Annotated in this window: 16 protein-coding genes; 12 read left to right on the plus strand and 4 right to left on the minus strand. The window is 23.5% G+C overall.

The window, feature by feature from the left end:
• The 4 genes from HF862_RS04395 (at position 1) to HF862_RS04410 (ending at position 4,405) form a co-directional block, all read left to right on the plus strand.
• Positions 1-420, plus strand: a complete 420-nt coding sequence (locus HF862_RS04395; RefSeq protein ID WP_170186712.1) for an FdtA/QdtA family cupin domain-containing protein — start codon at positions 1-3, stop codon at positions 418-420.
• Positions 404-1,501: a DegT/DnrJ/EryC1/StrS aminotransferase family protein gene (locus tag HF862_RS04400; protein WP_170186713.1), complete on the plus strand. Its 1,098-nt coding sequence runs from the start codon at positions 404-406 to the stop codon at positions 1,499-1,501. Before HF862_RS04395 ends, HF862_RS04400 begins: the two co-directional genes overlap by 17 nt.
• A 2-nt stretch (positions 1,502-1,503) precedes the next feature.
• On the plus strand, positions 1,504-2,694 hold the full coding sequence (locus HF862_RS04405; protein ID WP_170186714.1) for a formyltransferase family protein: 1,191 nt from the start codon (positions 1,504-1,506) through the stop codon (positions 2,692-2,694).
• A 559-nt stretch (positions 2,695-3,253) separates the two neighbouring features.
• Positions 3,254-4,405 carry a hypothetical protein gene (locus tag HF862_RS04410; protein ID WP_170186715.1) on the plus strand — a complete coding sequence of 384 codons (1,152 nt, stop codon included), beginning with the start codon at positions 3,254-3,256 and terminating at the stop codon, positions 4,403-4,405.
• 589 nt (positions 4,406-4,994) lie between these two features.
• Here HF862_RS04410 and HF862_RS04415 read toward each other — a convergent pair.
• A complete protein-coding gene (locus HF862_RS04415) occupies positions 4,995-5,441 on the minus strand; it encodes a hypothetical protein (protein WP_170186716.1) in 447 nt (148 codons plus the stop codon).
• Between the two features lie 72 nt (positions 5,442-5,513).
• The gene (locus HF862_RS04420; protein WP_170186717.1) at positions 5,514-5,774 is read right to left on the minus strand and encodes a helix-turn-helix transcriptional regulator; all 261 of its coding nucleotides are present in this window, start codon (positions 5,772-5,774) and stop codon (positions 5,514-5,516) included.
• A 137-nt stretch (positions 5,775-5,911) separates the two neighbouring features.
• On the opposite strand from HF862_RS04420, the gene HF862_RS04425 reads away from it, so the two are divergent.
• The 6 genes from HF862_RS04425 to HF862_RS04450 all read left to right on the plus strand — a co-directional run bounded on the left by HF862_RS04425 (position 5,912) and on the right by HF862_RS04450 (position 11,248).
• A complete protein-coding gene (locus HF862_RS04425) occupies positions 5,912-6,244 on the plus strand; it encodes a helix-turn-helix domain-containing protein (protein WP_027128184.1) in 333 nt (110 codons plus the stop codon).
• A gap of 39 nt (positions 6,245-6,283) precedes the next feature.
• The gene (locus tag HF862_RS04430) at positions 6,284-6,841 is read left to right on the plus strand and encodes a YbhB/YbcL family Raf kinase inhibitor-like protein (RefSeq protein ID WP_170186718.1); all 558 of its coding nucleotides are present in this window, start codon (positions 6,284-6,286) and stop codon (positions 6,839-6,841) included.
• Between the two features lie 203 nt (positions 6,842-7,044).
• The gene (locus HF862_RS04435; protein ID WP_240934779.1) at positions 7,045-8,520 is read left to right on the plus strand and encodes an oligosaccharide flippase family protein; all 1,476 of its coding nucleotides are present in this window, start codon (positions 7,045-7,047) and stop codon (positions 8,518-8,520) included.
• Positions 8,517-9,347, plus strand: a complete 831-nt coding sequence (locus HF862_RS04440) for a glycosyltransferase (protein ID WP_206039007.1) — start codon at positions 8,517-8,519, stop codon at positions 9,345-9,347. The genes HF862_RS04435 and HF862_RS04440 overlap by 4 nt, the downstream gene beginning before the upstream one ends.
• A gap of 9 nt (positions 9,348-9,356) precedes the next feature.
• Entirely contained in the window at positions 9,357-10,289 is a 933-nt protein-coding gene (locus HF862_RS04445) for a glycosyltransferase family A protein (RefSeq protein ID WP_170186720.1), read from the plus strand.
• Between the two features lie 11 nt (positions 10,290-10,300).
• Positions 10,301-11,248, plus strand: a complete 948-nt coding sequence (locus HF862_RS04450) for a glycosyltransferase (protein ID WP_170186721.1) — start codon at positions 10,301-10,303, stop codon at positions 11,246-11,248.
• Between the two features lie 50 nt (positions 11,249-11,298).
• Here the strand turns inward: HF862_RS04450 and HF862_RS04455 are convergent, their stop codons facing one another.
• Complete coding sequence (locus HF862_RS04455; protein ID WP_170186722.1) at positions 11,299-12,183, minus strand: DUF535 family protein; 885 nt, start codon at positions 12,181-12,183, stop codon at positions 11,299-11,301.
• Between the two features lie 13 nt (positions 12,184-12,196).
• Positions 12,197-15,223, minus strand: a complete 3,027-nt coding sequence (locus tag HF862_RS04460; RefSeq protein WP_170186723.1) for an autotransporter domain-containing protein — start codon at positions 15,221-15,223, stop codon at positions 12,197-12,199.
• Positions 15,224-15,389: 166 nt separating this feature from the next.
• On the opposite strand from HF862_RS04460, the gene HF862_RS04465 reads away from it, so the two are divergent.
• On the plus strand, positions 15,390-16,988 hold the full coding sequence (locus HF862_RS04465) for a hypothetical protein (RefSeq protein ID WP_170186724.1): 1,599 nt from the start codon (positions 15,390-15,392) through the stop codon (positions 16,986-16,988).
• A gap of 1 nt (position 16,989) precedes the next feature.
• Entirely contained in the window at positions 16,990-17,667 is a 678-nt protein-coding gene (locus HF862_RS04470) for a LytTR family DNA-binding domain-containing protein (protein ID WP_170186725.1), read from the plus strand.
• The last annotated feature ends 67 nt before the right edge of the window (positions 17,668-17,734 follow it).

A 17,734-nucleotide genomic window follows, 5' to 3' on the forward strand; every position in this document is an offset into this window, starting at 1 on the left:
ATGAAAAAAATAAAAGAAATAATTATAAGAGAAATTTATTCTCCAGGTGGAAGTTTAAGTTTTTTTGAAAAAGGAAAAGAATTTGATTTTGATATAAAAAGAATATACTACATATATAAATTTTCTGAGCAAAATAGAAGAGGATTCCATGCTCATAAAGAATTAAAACAAGTTATGTTTTGTCCTCATGGAAAAATAGAAGTTGAGTTTACAAATGGAAAAATAAAAGAAAAATATATATTAGATTCTCCAACAAAAATATTAGTTGTAGAAAAAGGTTATTGGAGAGAGTTTGTATCTTTAGAAGAGGGAAGTATTTTATGTGTTGGAGCTTCTGATATTTATGATGAAAATGATTATATAAGAGATTATAATAAATATTTAGAATGGGAGGAAAAAAATAATGAAAGTACCATTTAGTATTTTAGAAAGACAATATAAAAAATATCAAAATGAATATGAAGAAAAAGCATTAAAAGTATTAAGAAAAGGATGGTATATTCTAGGAGAAGAATGTGAAAAATTTGAAGAAGAATATGCAAATTATGTGGGAACTAAATATTCATTAGGTATAGATAATGGATTAAATGCTCTAGTACTTGCTTTTAGAGCATTGAATATAGGAAAGGGAGATGAAGTAATAGTTCAAGGAAATACCTTTATAGCAACGGTAATGGGAATTACTATAAATGGAGCAACTCCAATTTTTATAGAGCCTGATGAATATTATAATATTGATACAAATAAAATAGAAGAGAAAATAACTAATAAAACAAAAGCAATTTGTGTAGTTCATCTTTATGGACAAGCTACGGAAATGGATAAAATCTTAGAATTATGTCAAAAATATAATTTAAAATTAGTTGAAGATTGTGCTCAAGCTCATGGTGCAAAGTATAATGGACAAATGGTTGGAAGTTTTGGAGATATTGGATGTTTTAGTTTTTATCCAGGAAAAAACTTAGGTTGTTTTGGAGATGGAGGAGCAATAACAACTAATAATAAAGAAATATATGATAGAATAAAAATGTTAAGAAGCTATGGAAGTGAAAAAAAATATCATCATATAGAAGTAGGGTATAATTCAAGATTAGATGAATTACAAGCAGGACTTTTAAGAATAAAATTGAGTCATTTAGTTGAATTAACTGATGAAAGAGAAAAATTAACAAAAAAATATTTAGATGGAATAAAAAATCCATTAGTAACTTTACCTAAAATAAAAGAAAATTGTACTCATGTATGGCATTTATTTGTAGTAAGAGTAGAAAATAGAGATAAATTCCAAAAATATTTAGAAGAAAATGGGATAGGAACAATGATACATTATCCAATTCCTCCACATTTATCAGTAGCTTATAAAGAATTAGGATATAAAGTAGGAGATTATCCAATAACAGAAAAATATGCTAATACAGTTTTAAGTTTACCATTATATAATGGAATGACAGAAGAAGAAATAGATTATGTGATAAAGAAAATAAATGAATATAGAGGATAAAAATGAAGAAAATTTGTATAGCAGGAAAAAATAATATAGCAGTTGAAATAACAGATTACATAGAAAAAAATATAGAATGTGAATTATTTGTTATTCCAAATTCAGCAGATGATGGTGTAAATAAATGGCAAAAGTCTTTTTTGAAATTCTCTTTAGATAGAAAATTAAAAATAATTTCTTTAGAAGAAGCTTATAAAATAAAAGATTTAATATTTATTTCATTAGAATATGATAAAATTATAAATCCTAAAAAATTTAATACAACAGAGTTATTCAATATACATTTTTCATTATTACCCAAATATAAGGGAATGTATACATCTGCTTTACCAATTTTAAATAATGAAAAAGAAACAGGAGTAACATTTCATAAAATAAATACAGGAATAGATACAGGAGATATAATTGCTCAAAAAGTAATAAAAATTGATTATGAAGATACAAGTAGAGATTTATATCTAAAATATATAAAAAATGGAATAATTTTAGTAAAAAATATAATTTGGAATATAATAGAAAAAAAATATGTTGTACAACAACAAGATTATTTAGAAAGTACATATTTTTCTAAAAAATCTATAGATTATAAAAATTTAAAAATAGATTTAAATCAAACAGCTATAAATATTCATAATCAAATAAGAGCTTTTAATTTTAGGGAATATCAGTTACCAGAAGTTTATGGAAGTAAAATTATTGCTACCAAAATAACTAATCAAAAATCAATAAAAAAATCAGGAGAAATATTATTTGAAACAGACAATGAAATACTAATTTCAACAATTGATTATAATATTATTTTATATAAAGATAAAGCTGAAGAATTAATAACAGCATGTAAAATAGGAGATTTAATTAGTGTAAAAAACATTTGTAAAAATAAAGAATATCTAAAAATTAGAACTAAAGAAGGATGGGACCCACTAATAATAGCAACTTATAATAATCATAAAGATATAGTTGAATATTTAATCTCAATAGGAGCTGATATATATACTACAAACTATAATAAAACAAATTTATTGATGTATGCAAAGGAAGCTTTCTTAAATAAAAATGACATTTATTTATTAGAATTATTCTTAAAATTAGGTTTAAATATTTTTGAAGAAGATATTTTTGGAAAAAATTTATTAGATTATTGTAATGAAGAAATAAAAGAAAAAATAAATGGGGATGGGGTACAAAAATAGTACCTTAAATTTATTTTTAGGAAAAGTAATAACTTTTCGTTTAGTTCAAGAATATGATGCAGAATTTATTTTAAAGTTAAGAAATAAAAAAGAATAAAAAAATATATTTCAAAAACTAATATAACTATTGAGGAACAAAAAGAATGGATAAGAAATTATAAGGAAAGAGAAAAAATAGAAAGGAGTTTTATTTTATAATAGAATATAAAAATAAAATTTCTTGTGGAACAGTCAGAATTTATAATATAGAAAGTAATAGTCGTACATGGGGAAGTTTTATTTTACCTGACGGAGCTTCTTATGAAACAATATTACTTTCAATTAATTTTATTAAATATAATTTAGAAATAGAAAATATTTATTTAGATGTAAGAAGAGAAAATTCAAAAGCAATTCATATATATGAGAAATGTGGATTTAGAAAAATAAGGGAAGATGAGATAAATTATTATATTTTTAAGGAGTAATTATGTTATTTAATTCATATGAGTTCGTTTACCAATAGTATAATAGATTAAAAAAAATTTAATAAAAAAGATTGTGATTAGAAGGAAAAAAGATGAAAATAAATTTAAAAAATATTGCTGTTTATTCTTTAGTTTTGTTCTGTTCTTTAAAAACTTCAATATATAGTATAACTTATAATAATAGAACAATAATAATAAAATATATAATTTTTTTAATTTTAGTTGTTATGGGGATAAGTTTTTTTGTATATAAATTGAAGTTAAATAAAGTAAATTTAAAAAGTATCTTTATGACAATAATTTCTTTTCTTAATAAATGTCCTTTTGTCTTAGGAAGTTTATATGGAATTTTAATTAATTTAGTTACAAATTATTTCTTATTAGATAAAGATACATTCCTTAGGAAAAAAGCATATAAAATATTATTTAATTTTTTATTTATATTATCACTATTAAGTATATTGGAATATTTATATTATCAATTAGGTGGAAATATTAATTTTATAATAGGAACTAATTATAAAATTAATTTTGGAGTTTGCTATTTTATAGGAGTTTTTAATTCATATTTAGTAAATATAGAAACAGGAAATATATTAAATAGATTACTTTCTATATATGATGAGCCAGGATATTTTGGAACTTTTTTAGGAATTTTTATTTTATTTTTAAAAAATGATAGTAGATTTAAAAAAATAATAATTTATCTAGCTGGTTTTTTGACACTAAGTACAGCTTTTATTTATTTTTTTATAATGAAAATAATAATAGAAGGGTTTGAAATAAAAAAAATATTAAAGAGTGTTTTTATATTATTTATAATAATAAATTTAAGTTATTTTTATAGTGAAAAAAATATAACTTTTAGAAATAATGTTGTCTTGAAGATAGAGAGAATAGTTGAAAATAAAAATTTAAATAGGCTTTCAAAAGGAGAATCTTGGAAGAAAATAGAAGAATTTAAAAAAAATGGAAATTTATTATTAGGAGAAAGAAAAAGTTTTGAGAATGATGGAGGACTTTCTATTTGGATGAAAATTTATGAGATAGGATATTTGGGAGTTTTAATTGAAATTTTACTTTTTCTTAATATTGCAAGATTTTTTAATTTAAAAAATAAAAAAAGCAAAATTTTTATTTTAATAGCCTTATCTAGTATATTTCAAAGACCAAATATATTAGATTTAACAACATTGATATGTATGTATTGTGCTCCCACTAATTATGATGAAATTGTAGAATGATTATCTATAAAAAATAGTGTAAAATGATTTTCTATTACTTGAAATTTTTTTAAAATTAAAATTAAGAATTTTATTATTATAACATTATTATATTATAAAAAATGAAAAGATTTTTATAAATTAATTTAATAATTGCTTTTGATAGAGTTTTATGATAAAAATCTAATATATAAATAGAAAATTATTTTTGTTAAAAGAAAAAGATTGAGCTTAGAAAAAAGAAGAAAGTGTTATTGTTATATATTTTATCAAGTACATAATATTTTAAAATATATTTTTAATAAAGATATAAAAAGAAAAAATTTTTAGTAAAAATTTAAAAATCTATATCAAGCTCTTTTGAAAAATAGTGTTTGGGAATTTAGAAAGGATAAGAGTAATTTGAAAGAATGTATAGAAAATTTATATAGTAAAAAATATTTTTAGGATAAAAAAGTTCCTAAAAAAGAAGAGTTACTTTTAATATATAAGAAATATATTTTATGATTTTATTAAATATGAAATATTAATTTATAAAAAAATTCATATTATCAATAAATTAATTTAAGAAGGTGCCTATAAAGCACCTTCTTTCCTTATCTCCTCCTCTCTACATATCCTCTAAAATCTCTACAACACTTCTATAATCAACTATCACCTCTTTATTTTGATAATTTTTTAATTTTATAAACTCCTTAGAATTTTTATAAAACTCATCTTCTATACAATATTTTATATTTCTCAACTCTTTTTTAGTATAGACTTTTTCCCTATGAATAATGCAGTTATAAAAATAGATTTCATCTAAAGGTATATACATTAAAGTTTCATTTTTCAAAATAACAATATTTTTTCTTAAAGAAAATTCAAACTCTCTAGAATAATTTGCTCCTTCAATTTCCACATTAATAAAATATTCTTTATCAAAATCAATATCAATCAAAGGTAAAATTATTCCCAATTCATTTTCATTTTTAAAAATAATTCCCTCTGAATAAATCTCTTTTTTAAGAGAAGTTAGAAAGCTAGTTTTTACCAAATAATTTTTTAAATTCACAAAACCATCTCCTTATTAAATAAAAGTTATAGTCATTTTAATAAATTCTTTTAAATATACCAAATTAGAATACTATATATTGGAGTTACTATATTCATTTAAAAATATTTTTGAAAAATCAGAAAAAAAGTCTATTTGTAAAAGATGACACATTTTAATAAATAATTTAAGATTTAATTCACTTTGGCAATTTTCATAATAACTTATAGTCTTTTGAGTTACTCCAAGTAGTTTAGCAAATTCTTTTTGAGTATACATCTCCTTTCTCTTAGTTTTTAAAATACTTACAGTTTCAATATAGCTTTTGTCATAAATCATTAATCTGTTATTCATTTATTTACCCCTTAATTTTTAAAATACATATGTTTTATTTTATCCTAAATTAGCAAATATACATAAAAGGAATATTTTTTATAATTAAATAAAATTTTATGGTATAATAAAAATAAACCATAATTAAAGGAGATTTAATGAGAGAGATTACTTGTCCACTTGAGCTAATATTTCATATTTTAAAAGGAAAATGGGCACCTATGATAGTGTGGAGAGCTAGATTAGGAAATCAGAGACTAACAGATTTAAAAAAAGATATATTAAACTGTAATGAAAAAATGTTAATTCAACATATAAATGAATTGATAAAATATGGAGTTTTGGAAAAAATAGAATTTTTAGAATACCCAAAACATACAGAATATAGATTGACAGACTTTGGTTGGAAGCTAATTCCAATTCTTGCAAAAACTCAAGAACTAGGGATAGAATACTTACAAAAAAGTCAGTTATTCACAAAAGATGAATAATATGATATCCTAAAAGAAAACTACAGGAGGTATACAATTATGAAAAAAAATTTAGTTGCAGGACTTTTTCTTTTAGGAGCATCAGCTTTTGGATTAGATTTAAATAGTAAAGGGATAGAAAATGGATATATTCTAGAAAAATATGGAGTTCATGGGGTAGAAAAACTTAATGGAATGCCATCACTTTCTTTACCATTAGAGTGGAAAAATGCTCCAGAAGGAACAAAATCATATGCTTTAGTGATGATAGACCACGATGCTATACCAGTTACAGGATTTACTTGGATACATTGGACAGCAATTATTCCAGGAGATTTAAATAAATTGGAGGAAAATGCAAGCTTAGAAAATAAAGATATTATTCAAGGAGTCAACAGTTGGATATCTTCAATGGGAGGATTATCAAAAGCAGATGCTTCTCATTTTGGTGGACCAGCTCCACCAGATAAAGAGCATGATTATACTTTCACTTTATATGCTTTAGATAAAGAATTAGATTTAGAAAATGGATTTTATCTAAACGAACTTTACAAAGCAATGGAAGGGCATATTTTAGATGAAGCTACAATAACAGGAAAGTATAAAAACGTTAAATAATTTTATAAAAACAGGAGATAGTGCATAAAATTGCAATATCTCCTATTTTTTTTTTATGGAAATAAAAATATTACTTTGGAAATTAATACTTTTTTATCAATATAGCAAAAGGGATTGATTTTTTTTTTTTTTTGTAGTAATCTATATTAAGACAATTAAATATTGAATGAAAAGGAAATATTATGTTGGTAAATAATCTGTTTTTGTTAAAAAGTGTAGGTATAAATTTTATATTTACAATAACTACATCTATTTTAGGATTTTTCTTAAATAGATATTTTGTTGTGTATTTAGGAATAAATTATTTGGGAGTTATAAAATTATTTACAGAGATATTAGCTTATTTAAGTATAGTGGATATGGGTATTGGAAGTGCAGCAGCCTATGGACTTTATAAACCTTTAGCTGAAAAAAATTATGAAAAAATAAATATAGTTTTTTCCACATTAAAATCAATATATATAAAAATTTCAATGTTTATTCTTATTTTTGGGGTAGTAATAACTTTTTTCTTAGGTTTTTTTATAAAAGATATAGTTATAACTAATGAGATAAAAATATATTGGCTACTAATGGTTTCTAATACAGCTATAACCTATCTTTTTGGAAAATATATTACACTTTTTAATTCAGACCAAAAATTTAATTTTGTAAAAATAGTACAGGGAAGCACTAGAATAGTAAGTTTTCTATTTCAAATTATACTTTTAATAAGGTTTCAGTCTTTTTTAGGAATAGGAATTTTAATAGTATTGGAATCTATTTTTCAATATGTAATTTATAGTATTTATTACAGAAAAAAATATTCTTATATAAATATTACAAAGGCTAGAGATAAAACCATATTTAAAAATTTAAAGAATTTATTTTATCATAAGTTAGCAGGATTAGTAGTTTTTAATACAGATTTAATATTAATTTCTAAATATGTTTCTATAGAAATTGTTGGAATTTATGCTAGTTATCAAATGGTTTATAGGATGATAATGGTGCTTATTGGAATTTTAATTGGAGTAATTTCTCCTATTACAGGAAGATATATAGCTAGTCATTCTAAAAAAGATATTTTTAAATTATTTAATTTATTGAATACATTATTTATAATACTAGCAATAATCTCTTCATATTTGTTTTATAATCTTATAAGCTCCTTTATAGGAATATGGTTAGGAGAAAAATATATATTATCTCAAGGTACAAGTTTTTTAATAACTATAAATTTATTTATAGGAATATCAAGACAAATTTTGGAGATTTTTAAAGAAAATAGTGGATTTTTTGATGATATATACAATCCTATAATGGAAGCTGTTATAAATTTTGTATTTTCTATAATCTTAGTAAAATTTTATGGATTAAATGGGGTTATTATAGGAACAATAATTTCAAATTTAATTGTAGTTATGGGAATAAAACCTATAATGACTTTTAATAGAGCCTTTGATAAAGGGATAATCGATTATATAAAAATATATGGAAAAAATTTAATATTAATCTTTTTTACTTTTTTTATAGGAAATTTTTTAAAGAAATATTTTATAATAAAAATTTTAAATATAAATACATGGATACTTCAAGGGGTAATACTTACATTACTCATATTATTTGTTACAGTTATAGTATTTTTAATAGATAAGGATTTTAGAAAAATATTAAAAGAAAAGAGATGGGAAAAATGAAAGAAATAAAATTTTCTGTTTTAATATCAACTTATATAAAAGAAAAACCAGAATATTTAGATAAAGCTTTAGAAAGTATTTTAGATAAACAAATTTTAAAACCAAATGAAGTAGTATTAATAAAAGATGGAAAATTAACAGAGAAATTAGATGAGGTTATAGATAAATATAAAAATAAATATGGAGAGATGTTTAAAATAATTCCCTTAGAAAAAAATTGTGGCTTAGGGGAAGCTTTAAGAATAGGGATAGAAAACTGTTCCTTTGAATATATAGCTAGGATGGATTCAGATGATATTTCAAAACCAGAAAGATTTAAGGAACAGATAGAATTTATAAAAAATAATCCAGAGTATGATGTAGTAGGTACTTTAATAGAAGAATTTGAAAATGAATTGGAGATAAAAAGAATAAGGAAAGTTCCAGAAAACTCTTTAGAAATAAAAAAGAGATTAAAGATAATCTCTTGTATAAATCACCCTACAGTAATTTTTAAAAAATCTTCAGTTTTAAAAGCAGGTAATTATTCTTCAAAGTTTCGTTATTTAGAAGATTATTATTTATGGATAAGAATGAGTAATGAAGCAAAATTTTATAATATGCAAAAATCTCTTTTATATTTTAGAGTTGTGGAAGATACTTATAAAAGAAGAGGTGGAATAAAATTCTTTTTCGAAGAGGTAAAATTTCAAAAGGAATTATTGAGAATAGGTTTCATTTGTAAAAAAGAGTATTTAAAAAATATAATGATAAGAGGTATTTTTAGAATAACCCCATATAATTTGAGACGATATATTCAAAAAAATTTTTTAAGAAAAAGTATATAGGGAGTAAATATGATAAATTATTCAGTTATAATTCCTCATTATAATTATGGGAAAAAGATAAAAAAACTATTGGATACTATTCCAGATAGAGAAGATATAGAAGTAATAATTGTAGATGACTTAAGTACAGAAAAGGAGTTAAATAATCTATTAGATACAATAAAAACTTCTAATAAAAGAAATATAAATCTTTTATATAATTCAAAAGAAAGTAAAGGACCTGGTGGAGCAAGAAATTTAGGTATAAACTCTTCTAGTGGAAAGTGGTTAATATTTGCAGATTCAGATGATTATTTTCTAGATAATGCTTTTGATGAATTTGATAAAAATAAAGATAGAGAAGAGGAAGTATTGTATTTTTATATGACAAGTATAAATGAAAAAACAGGTAAAATTTCAGATAGACATATATGGTATAATAAAAATTTAGCTAGATGTGAAGAAGAGATAAAAAAAGAAAATTATAAAAAACATATTATAAAAATAATTTCTCCATGTGGAAAAATGATAAAAAGACAGTATATATTAAAAAACAATATTTATTTTGGTAGAGGTTTTTGTGGAGAAGACCAAATATTTTCAGCTAAATTAATAGTTTTATCAAATAATATAAATGTAATTCATAATCAAGTATATTGTATTTTAAAAAGAAAAGGAAGTATTACAGAAAAAGATGAAGAAAGACTTCATTGGGAAACTTTAAATAGTTTTATAGAAGTAGATACTTTTTTAAAAGAAACTAATAATATAGATTATAGGAATTACTATATACTTTTTCTTTTTAAAAGTCTGAAATTTGGAAGAAAAACATTTTTTAAAACTTTAAAAATTATAAGAGAGAATAATTTAAAACTATTTACTAAAGAATTTTTTATTAAATTAATAAATCTTAAAATAGTGTGGAGATTTATATTGAGTAATATAAAAAATAGAAGTATTTAGAAGGGAAAATTATGGAAAAATATAAAATAAGTGTAATAATACCTGTGTATAAAGTAGAAAAATATTTAAAAAAATGTATAGATAGTGTTATTACTCAAGATTATCAAAATTTAGAAATAATCTTAGTAGATGATGGAAGTCCAGATAATTGTGGGAAAATTTGTGATGAATATAAGCCTAAAGACAGTAGAATAATAGTAGTTCACCAAAAAAATATGGGGTTAAGTGGAGCTAGAAACACAGGTCTAGATATATCTACAGGAGATTTTATCCATTTTATAGATAGTGATGATTGGATAGAGCCTAATTTATATAGTGATGTATCTCAATATTTTTATGATTACAATATGATAATGTTTGGTTATACCTACTTAGATGAAAGGGGAAATATATTAACAAAATTTATTTTAGAGAACAGTTTTAAAGGTGTAGTATTAAATCCAACTGCTTGGAATAAAATATATAGAAAAGAGTTATTTAAAGATACAAGGTTTCCTTTAGGAAAAATACACGAAGACCAATTTATAACACCCATTGTATATTTAGAAGCTAAAAAAATAAAATTAGTAAAAAAATACTATTATAACTATCTAAATAGGGAAAATTCTATAATGAATTCAGACAGAGGAGAAAAAGAGTTTCATGGATTTGAAGCTTTTATATATGTTCATAAATATTTAAAAGATAATAATTATAAAGCTGAATTTATAGAGCATAAAAAAATAGAAAAAACTTATGCTTTCAATTTTATAAATAATAAAAATTATAACTATAGAATTAAAAATTTTAAAAAGTTAAAAACTTATTTAAAAGAAATGGAAGTTTTTAATTTAAGAAATTTCTTTTTTTTAATTTTATGTTTTTTATTACCTAAAGGAATTAGAAATAAATTAGGAAATTTTTATAGAAATTATTTAAAAAAATACTCTTTTATGAGAAAGTTAAGGGAAAAAATATAATGATACAAAAACAGGAGATACTGCATAAACTTGCAATATCTCCTATTTTTCTAATTAGTTATATTTTCAACAGAATTTTTAATATCTTCCAAAAGGGTAAATCTTTTTGTATAGAGAGAACGTTTTTTTACAGGTATTTCCAGTAAATTTTTTCTCTCTATACTTTTAGGAAGTAACCAAAGTCCATTTTTATTAATGCCGTTTATGCTTTCCCAAAAATTATCATAATCAGCATGTATTTTCTTTTCTTTTCTGTGTTTGTATCTCATAGAGAAGTAAATATGTTTTGTTTTTCCAACCCCTATTTTAGTGTGGTTTGGGAATAGGAAATATAGTATTTCAAGAAGTAATTTTTTTGGAAAAACTCCATACATATTCTTTGTAGCTTCTTTTATTAAATCTTTGTCCTCTCCCTTTTCTAAACCTTGTAAACCTCCAATTATAATCTCATTATTATGAAATCCAAAAGTAAGTTTAGCCAAAGGTTTTTCAAGATGATTATAACAAATTAAAGTAAATTCACCCTCTTTATCGTAATTAGGATAAAGCTTTAAAATAATTTTAACTAAGTTTCCATCTTTTCCAGTAAAAGAACAAATTTCCAAATATCCATTTCTATAAATATCATTTAATAAATTTTTAGAGAATAATTTATCCAGTGAATTGTATGAAGATATTATAGAATTGACCTTTTCTCTAGTATTCAATCTATTAGTAAGGTAAGGTCTATGAATTTTACTACAAAGTACAGGATATCTGTATACTTCATCTTTTAAATATTCGTGACTAGTAATAAAATTAGCCAATTTTTTAGCATGTTGGTAAAGTAAAATAAACCTAATTGTATATTTGATTTTTGTTTTAAGGGTGTTTAATTCTCCTTTGTTTCTTCCTCTCTTAATTATAGAGTAATAGAAATCAATCTCTTTTTTCATATTAATCTCCTAATTAAAAACGGAAATACATTTTTGTTGAATACACAGTATCAGCACTTTTAAATTCTTCTAATCTAATGTCTAGGTTAACAGAAACTCCAAAGTTTTCAGTAAACTCCTTAGTAACTCCTGCACCTATCCAACTAGTATTTTTAACTTGATTAATTCCTTTGAATGTGTGAACAGTTGTACTATCAGTAAAATGTCCTTTGAAACTTAAATCTCTATCTCCAATATTAACTAATTGTGATAAATGGTAATTAAATGTAACATCAGAAACTTTTTGTTCCCCTTGTAGTCCAAAGATTAGATTTTGTTTGAAATAATCTTTATCATTAGCAACGATACCCCAGTCAGCACTACTTTCATTAAAATCCCCTCTTCTTAGATAATCCATAGAATATCCTATATAAGGAGTAATATATTCAAAATGTTTTCCAACTTCTAAGTAAGCAGAAACCATATTATCACCATGTTTTATTCTTCCAAACTCCACATCTCCATTTCTAGTTAGTAGAGCACGGTCAACAGTTGTATCAAAATGAGTTATACCAATACGACCTAAAGTATAGAAATTGTCAGCAAAATATTCTTTTTCATAAAGAGAAATTCCAATAGAGTTACTTCTATACTTTCCACCGTAGTTCTCAAAATCTCCATAACCTTTTCCATAAGACAGAGCAACTCCCACTTGACTATTTCCAACTCTTTTATCTATTCCAAAATGTCCACCATTTATTTTTGTATCAGCAGAAATATATCCATCTTCTTTTAATTTTCCACTAGAACTTTGGAAAGTTGACCAACCTTGCCATTCATAATCACTATTGTAGAAATCTTTTAAACTTCCAAGATGGTTTGATAAACTTTTATTTATATTTTGAGCTTGTACAAAACTTAAAGCTTGAGCAGAAGCATAAATTTCTCCAGAAACAATCTCTGTGGCATTTTTAAATTTATTAACAGACATTGAGATAATTCCATTACCTAATTCTTTTTCTTCTTCACTTATGTTTCCACTATTATATTTTTCATCTAACTCTTTTAAAGTGATTTCTATCTTTCTAGCAGTATCCTTTGAATTAATAGGAGCATCTCCTAAATAATCCACAGCATTTTCTCTAGAGATACTAGCCACTAAATTGTTATTTTCTCTATCTAAAGATATTTTTCTCATTCCGTTGATTTCAACATCTTTAATATTTCCAACTAATTCATCAGCTTTTATTAATTCAACTTTTTTCTCCTTTGGAGATACATAATTATCTGAATATACACTTACATGTAAGTTTTCAACATCAGCCTTTTTTATATTTAAGTGGGAATTTTCTTTTAAATGAATTTTTCCCTTATCATTTTTATAGTTTTCTATATAGGCTTCCTTTCCAACAACATTTAAAGTTCCACTATTTGTAACAATACTGAAACTATCTAAATCTTCAAATCCAACAGAAGCATTATTATGTAATACTAAAGTTCCATTTTTTTCAATATCAATTCCAGACCTATGTTTTTTATATATTTCTAATTTACCATCTTCAATTTTACTTTTTCCACTAAAAGTATTTTCACCAGTAAGGACTAAAGTTCCCTCACCTTTCTTTTTAAGTCCAGCATTTCCAAAAATATTATTTTCAAAATATGAAGTTTTTCCCTCTGGAATATTGGCGTTAAAGTATAAATTGTAGTCTTTAGAATCTTTATTTTTATAATCAGCTTTCAATATACTTCCTATGAAAGCTCCAGGACCTTTTAAGGCTCTTGAAAGATTTAATACTCCCCAACCATGACTTCCAGTTGGTTCAAAATCTATATATCTATTTTCTTCTGTTTCTCCATCTCCAACTCCCACTTTATTAGTTGTAGTAAATAAAGTTAATCTTACATCATTATTTGTCATCCAATCAAATTTACTAGCTACTTGTAGAGCTGCATTAGTAACTCTTGGGGCAGCAAAAGATGAACCAATATGACTGTTGTTTTCATAGTTAAGAGTAGATTCTCCAGGAGCAGATATAGCCCAATCTTTTACAGCTCCAGCATAGGCCAAATGAGCATCATAATCTTTATTATTATTTTTTCCATCAACACCTACAACAGATATCCATCCTCTTTCTAAAGAACTTCTTAAAAGAGGTGCTGCTGATTGAAGTTGTCCATTAGTAATAGTATGTCCACCACCATCATAGTTTCCATTTGCCCATACAAAAAGAGCATTTTCATTTTTTATAGCCTCTTCATAAAAATCTATTGCCTCTTTTCCAGATGGAATAATCTCCCTATTAACATCACCAGTTTTAACAGAAGAAAAAGCTCTGTAAATAGTATTTCTTTGTTCTTCATTTAATTTTACTTTTCCAGTAAGTCTGTCTTTATTTCCAAAGAAGTTTCTCTCTTGGATATAATCTAAATTACTTCCCCAAGATTGATTAAATACCTTTAATTTTTTAGGTCCGTCTCCATCATTTTCTTTCATCTTCTTTAAAATCTTTTTATAGTCTTCAAGATTATATCTTATAATATTATTTCCATTATCATTTTCACTTAAACTACTTGCTACAACCTTAGGAGTTACTCCTTGTAATAATGTATCTAATACTCCCTCTCCATGATAAGTGTGGTGGTCATTTCCCTTTGGTAAAAAGTCAATTTCTACACCCTTATCTCCATATTTTTTTCCTATTCTATCTTGATATTTTACAAAATCACTATCTAAAATTCCAACTACCAAACCTTTTCCCTCATGGGCTTCAACTTTAATTTGAGGTTTTGAATATGTAAGATTAGAAGGTAGCCCTTTTCCAAAAACAATTCCATTTACTTTATTGGTATCCTTATCAGGATTTACCTCTGGATTTACAACAGGATTTATTTCTGGCTTTATTTCTACATCAGGTTTTCTTTCAGGAACAATAATAGGTCTCATATTGTTATCACGAATAGGGGCAGAACCTCCTCCACCTCCTCCACAACTTGTTAAAAGTAACACAAGAGCAACTTGAAATAGAGGATTTTTTATATATTTTCTTTTAATTTTCATTTATTCTCCTTTAAAATTTAAACTTTATTTTACCAAAATATCATATCAGAAAAAATATTAAAAAAATTAAAAGTTACTTGAATTATAAAATTTTATACATCAATTCTTAAATTTTATACTTTTATTTATTTTGACAGAATCTAATTTATAAATTATAATTTAATATATGGCAAAAAAAGAAAGGACTGATATTTTGTATTACAAGGACATAAAAGCTCAAAAGAAAAAAATAAGTTTTGCAATTATTTTCACAGTTATAATCTCTATTTTTGTGTTGCAACTTTCTAAATCTCAAAAGGATTTTATATATGTTGTACCAAAAATTAAAAATTTTGAAATTTTAAACTCAAATATTGGAAAATATACCTTAAAAAATATAGTGACAAAAGAGGAAATCTCCAATGTAAAACAGATTAATATTTTAAATGGGAGTATTTTTTATAATGTTCCCAATGGTGAATATTTAGTAGAGGGAAGTTATTTAGGGGATAGTGATGAGATTGATTTAATAAAGGAAAAGGATTGGGAGAAAGTTTATTTAAACTTAGAAGGTGTAAGTTTTTCTCAATTAGAAGAGAGATTTTTAAATATCCTTACCCTTTGTCTAATTGGTTTTAATATATATCTATATATGAATACTAGACAGAAACTTCCAAAGAAAAATATCCTTAATTTTATGTTTTTCCTAGTAACTTTAAAAATATTTTTTGGATTGAGAATTGACCCAAGTAATAATATATTGATTTTTGTAGATTTTTTTGTAACGAGATTTTTGTTGTTTATGCTTATTTTTTATTGTTTAAAAAATATCTTCCCTAAAAGATTTAAAAAGTTAAAAAAACTCATATATTTTATTTTAGCTTTTATTTATCTTTATAATGTTGTGATTGGATTAATAATTTGCTCTCCACAAGTTTTAGTTTATTTTTTAAATGGGCATATAACTTTTTTAAAAATAATTTCTTTTGCAAGAAAATATATAGATTTAACTAGAGTTCTATTCTTTATCTTTTTAATTACCTTTATGACTTACAAAAATAAGATTAAAAGAGGAAATATTTTATCGTGGATAGTTTTATGGATAACATATTTTTTATTAGAATTTTCAAAGGAGTTATTCCCAAGATTTGAAAACTTAGGATACTTCATTGATATAATGGAGATTTTCTGTGTTTATTGGGCTTTGGTTTTCTATACTTTCAAAATTTATAGTAGAAATGTTTTAAGGACTATACTTTATTCTATTGTTATTACCCTAAGTTATGTAAGTTTATTTTATTTTAAAAACATATCTCAAGCAGCTATTGTATTAGGAGTATTTTTATTATTAGATTTTTATGCAGTTATAATAAATAAAATAATGGCTGTAGAGGATAAACCTATTGAAGAGATTTATAACCGTCTATGCTTAATAGATAATATCAAAGATTTTGAAAAGTTTTTAAAAAAAGATTTAAAAAAAGCTTTACCTTTAGAAGATGTTTTTGTAAAAATTCTTATTAATAAAAAAGAGATATATGATTATGTAGAAGAAAATCCACAAGATACAAATATTATTCCAACAGAGCTATTAAAAAATAAAAATTATGACTATGCTTACAAAATAGGTTTTAATAAAAATAAAGAGATAGCACTTATTTTTATAAAAGAGGGAGATGAGCCACTTACAATAGGAGAACAAAATTTCTTGTTAGACCTTTCATATAAAATATCTAATATAATCAATAAACTTAGATTAGAAACTCTTTATAAGGGGTTGAAGTAGTATGAAGATAGGGATAAAGGCTGAAGAAAATTTAAAAATTCTTTTAGAAGAGGTACTTCCTTATGAATATGTAAGTTTAGATGAAGATATAGATTTAAGTAATATAAATATAGTTATAATAGATTCAGATACAGAAAATTTAGAAAGTTATTTGGTAGATTACAAAAGAAATAATATAAATATAATAGCCTTAGTTGGAGAAAAAGATATTCATAAAATGAGAGAGCTTTTCTTAAGTAAATTAGTAGATGATTGTATTATAAGAAAAGAGATTTTTAGAATAGAGGAGAGTATTGAAAGATTAGCAAAAGAAAAAGCTCAAATTACAGGTTTTTATCTTTCAGATACTTTTAAAAAGGGAATTTATAAATTTTCAGATATAAACTATATAACTTATTCTGGAATCAGTAGAAAAACAGAGTTTCATCTAACAACTTCTGAAACTTTTACTGTAAAGAAAAATTTTTATGAGATTGAGGAAAAAATAAAAAATCTAACTATGTTTTATAAATTAGATAGAAGTACTATTATTAATATTCAACTGATTGAAATTCTAGATTTTAAAGAAGAGATGATAATATTTAAAAATAAAAACTTTATCTATACAAGCAAACAAAAATTAAAGGAGATTGAAAGCAAAAATTTCTTTGGAAAAAATATGGGATATTTAGAAATATAATTGTGACATTATAATTGCTTTTTTTCATATAATGAAGTATAATAAAATGCGAAATGATTGTTTTTGT

This window comes from Fusobacterium sp. FSA-380-WT-3A (genome assembly GCF_012843705.1).
In the GTDB taxonomy this organism is placed as follows: domain Bacteria; phylum Fusobacteriota; class Fusobacteriia; order Fusobacteriales; family Fusobacteriaceae; genus Fusobacterium_B.

Excerpts from the sequence above, each read along its gene's own strand:
- HF862_RS04395 (WP_170186712.1), top strand. The coding sequence starts at position 1 with ATGAAAAAAATAAAAGAAATAATTATAAGAGAAATTTATTCTCCAGGT.
- HF862_RS04400 (WP_170186713.1), top strand. The coding sequence starts at position 404 with ATGAAAGTACCATTTAGTATTTTAGAAAGACAATATAAAAAATATCAA.
- HF862_RS04405 (WP_170186714.1), top strand. The coding sequence starts at position 1,504 with ATGAAGAAAATTTGTATAGCAGGAAAAAATAATATAGCAGTTGAAATA.
- HF862_RS04410 (WP_170186715.1), top strand. The coding sequence starts at position 3,254 with ATGAAAATAAATTTAAAAAATATTGCTGTTTATTCTTTAGTTTTGTTC.
- HF862_RS04420 (WP_170186717.1), bottom strand. The coding sequence starts at position 5,774 with ATGAATAACAGATTAATGATTTATGACAAAAGCTATATTGAAACTGTA.
- HF862_RS04425 (WP_027128184.1), top strand. The coding sequence starts at position 5,912 with ATGAGAGAGATTACTTGTCCACTTGAGCTAATATTTCATATTTTAAAA.
- HF862_RS04430 (WP_170186718.1), top strand. The coding sequence starts at position 6,284 with ATGAAAAAAAATTTAGTTGCAGGACTTTTTCTTTTAGGAGCATCAGCT.
- HF862_RS04440 (WP_206039007.1), top strand. The coding sequence starts at position 8,517 with ATGAAAGAAATAAAATTTTCTGTTTTAATATCAACTTATATAAAAGAA.
- HF862_RS04445 (WP_170186720.1), top strand. The coding sequence starts at position 9,357 with ATGATAAATTATTCAGTTATAATTCCTCATTATAATTATGGGAAAAAG.
- HF862_RS04450 (WP_170186721.1), top strand. The coding sequence starts at position 10,301 with ATGGAAAAATATAAAATAAGTGTAATAATACCTGTGTATAAAGTAGAA.
- HF862_RS04455 (WP_170186722.1), bottom strand. The coding sequence starts at position 12,183 with ATGAAAAAAGAGATTGATTTCTATTACTCTATAATTAAGAGAGGAAGA.
- HF862_RS04460 (WP_170186723.1), bottom strand. The coding sequence starts at position 15,223 with ATGAAAATTAAAAGAAAATATATAAAAAATCCTCTATTTCAAGTTGCT.
- HF862_RS04465 (WP_170186724.1), top strand. The coding sequence starts at position 15,390 with ATGGCAAAAAAAGAAAGGACTGATATTTTGTATTACAAGGACATAAAA.
- HF862_RS04470 (WP_170186725.1), top strand. The coding sequence starts at position 16,990 with ATGAAGATAGGGATAAAGGCTGAAGAAAATTTAAAAATTCTTTTAGAA.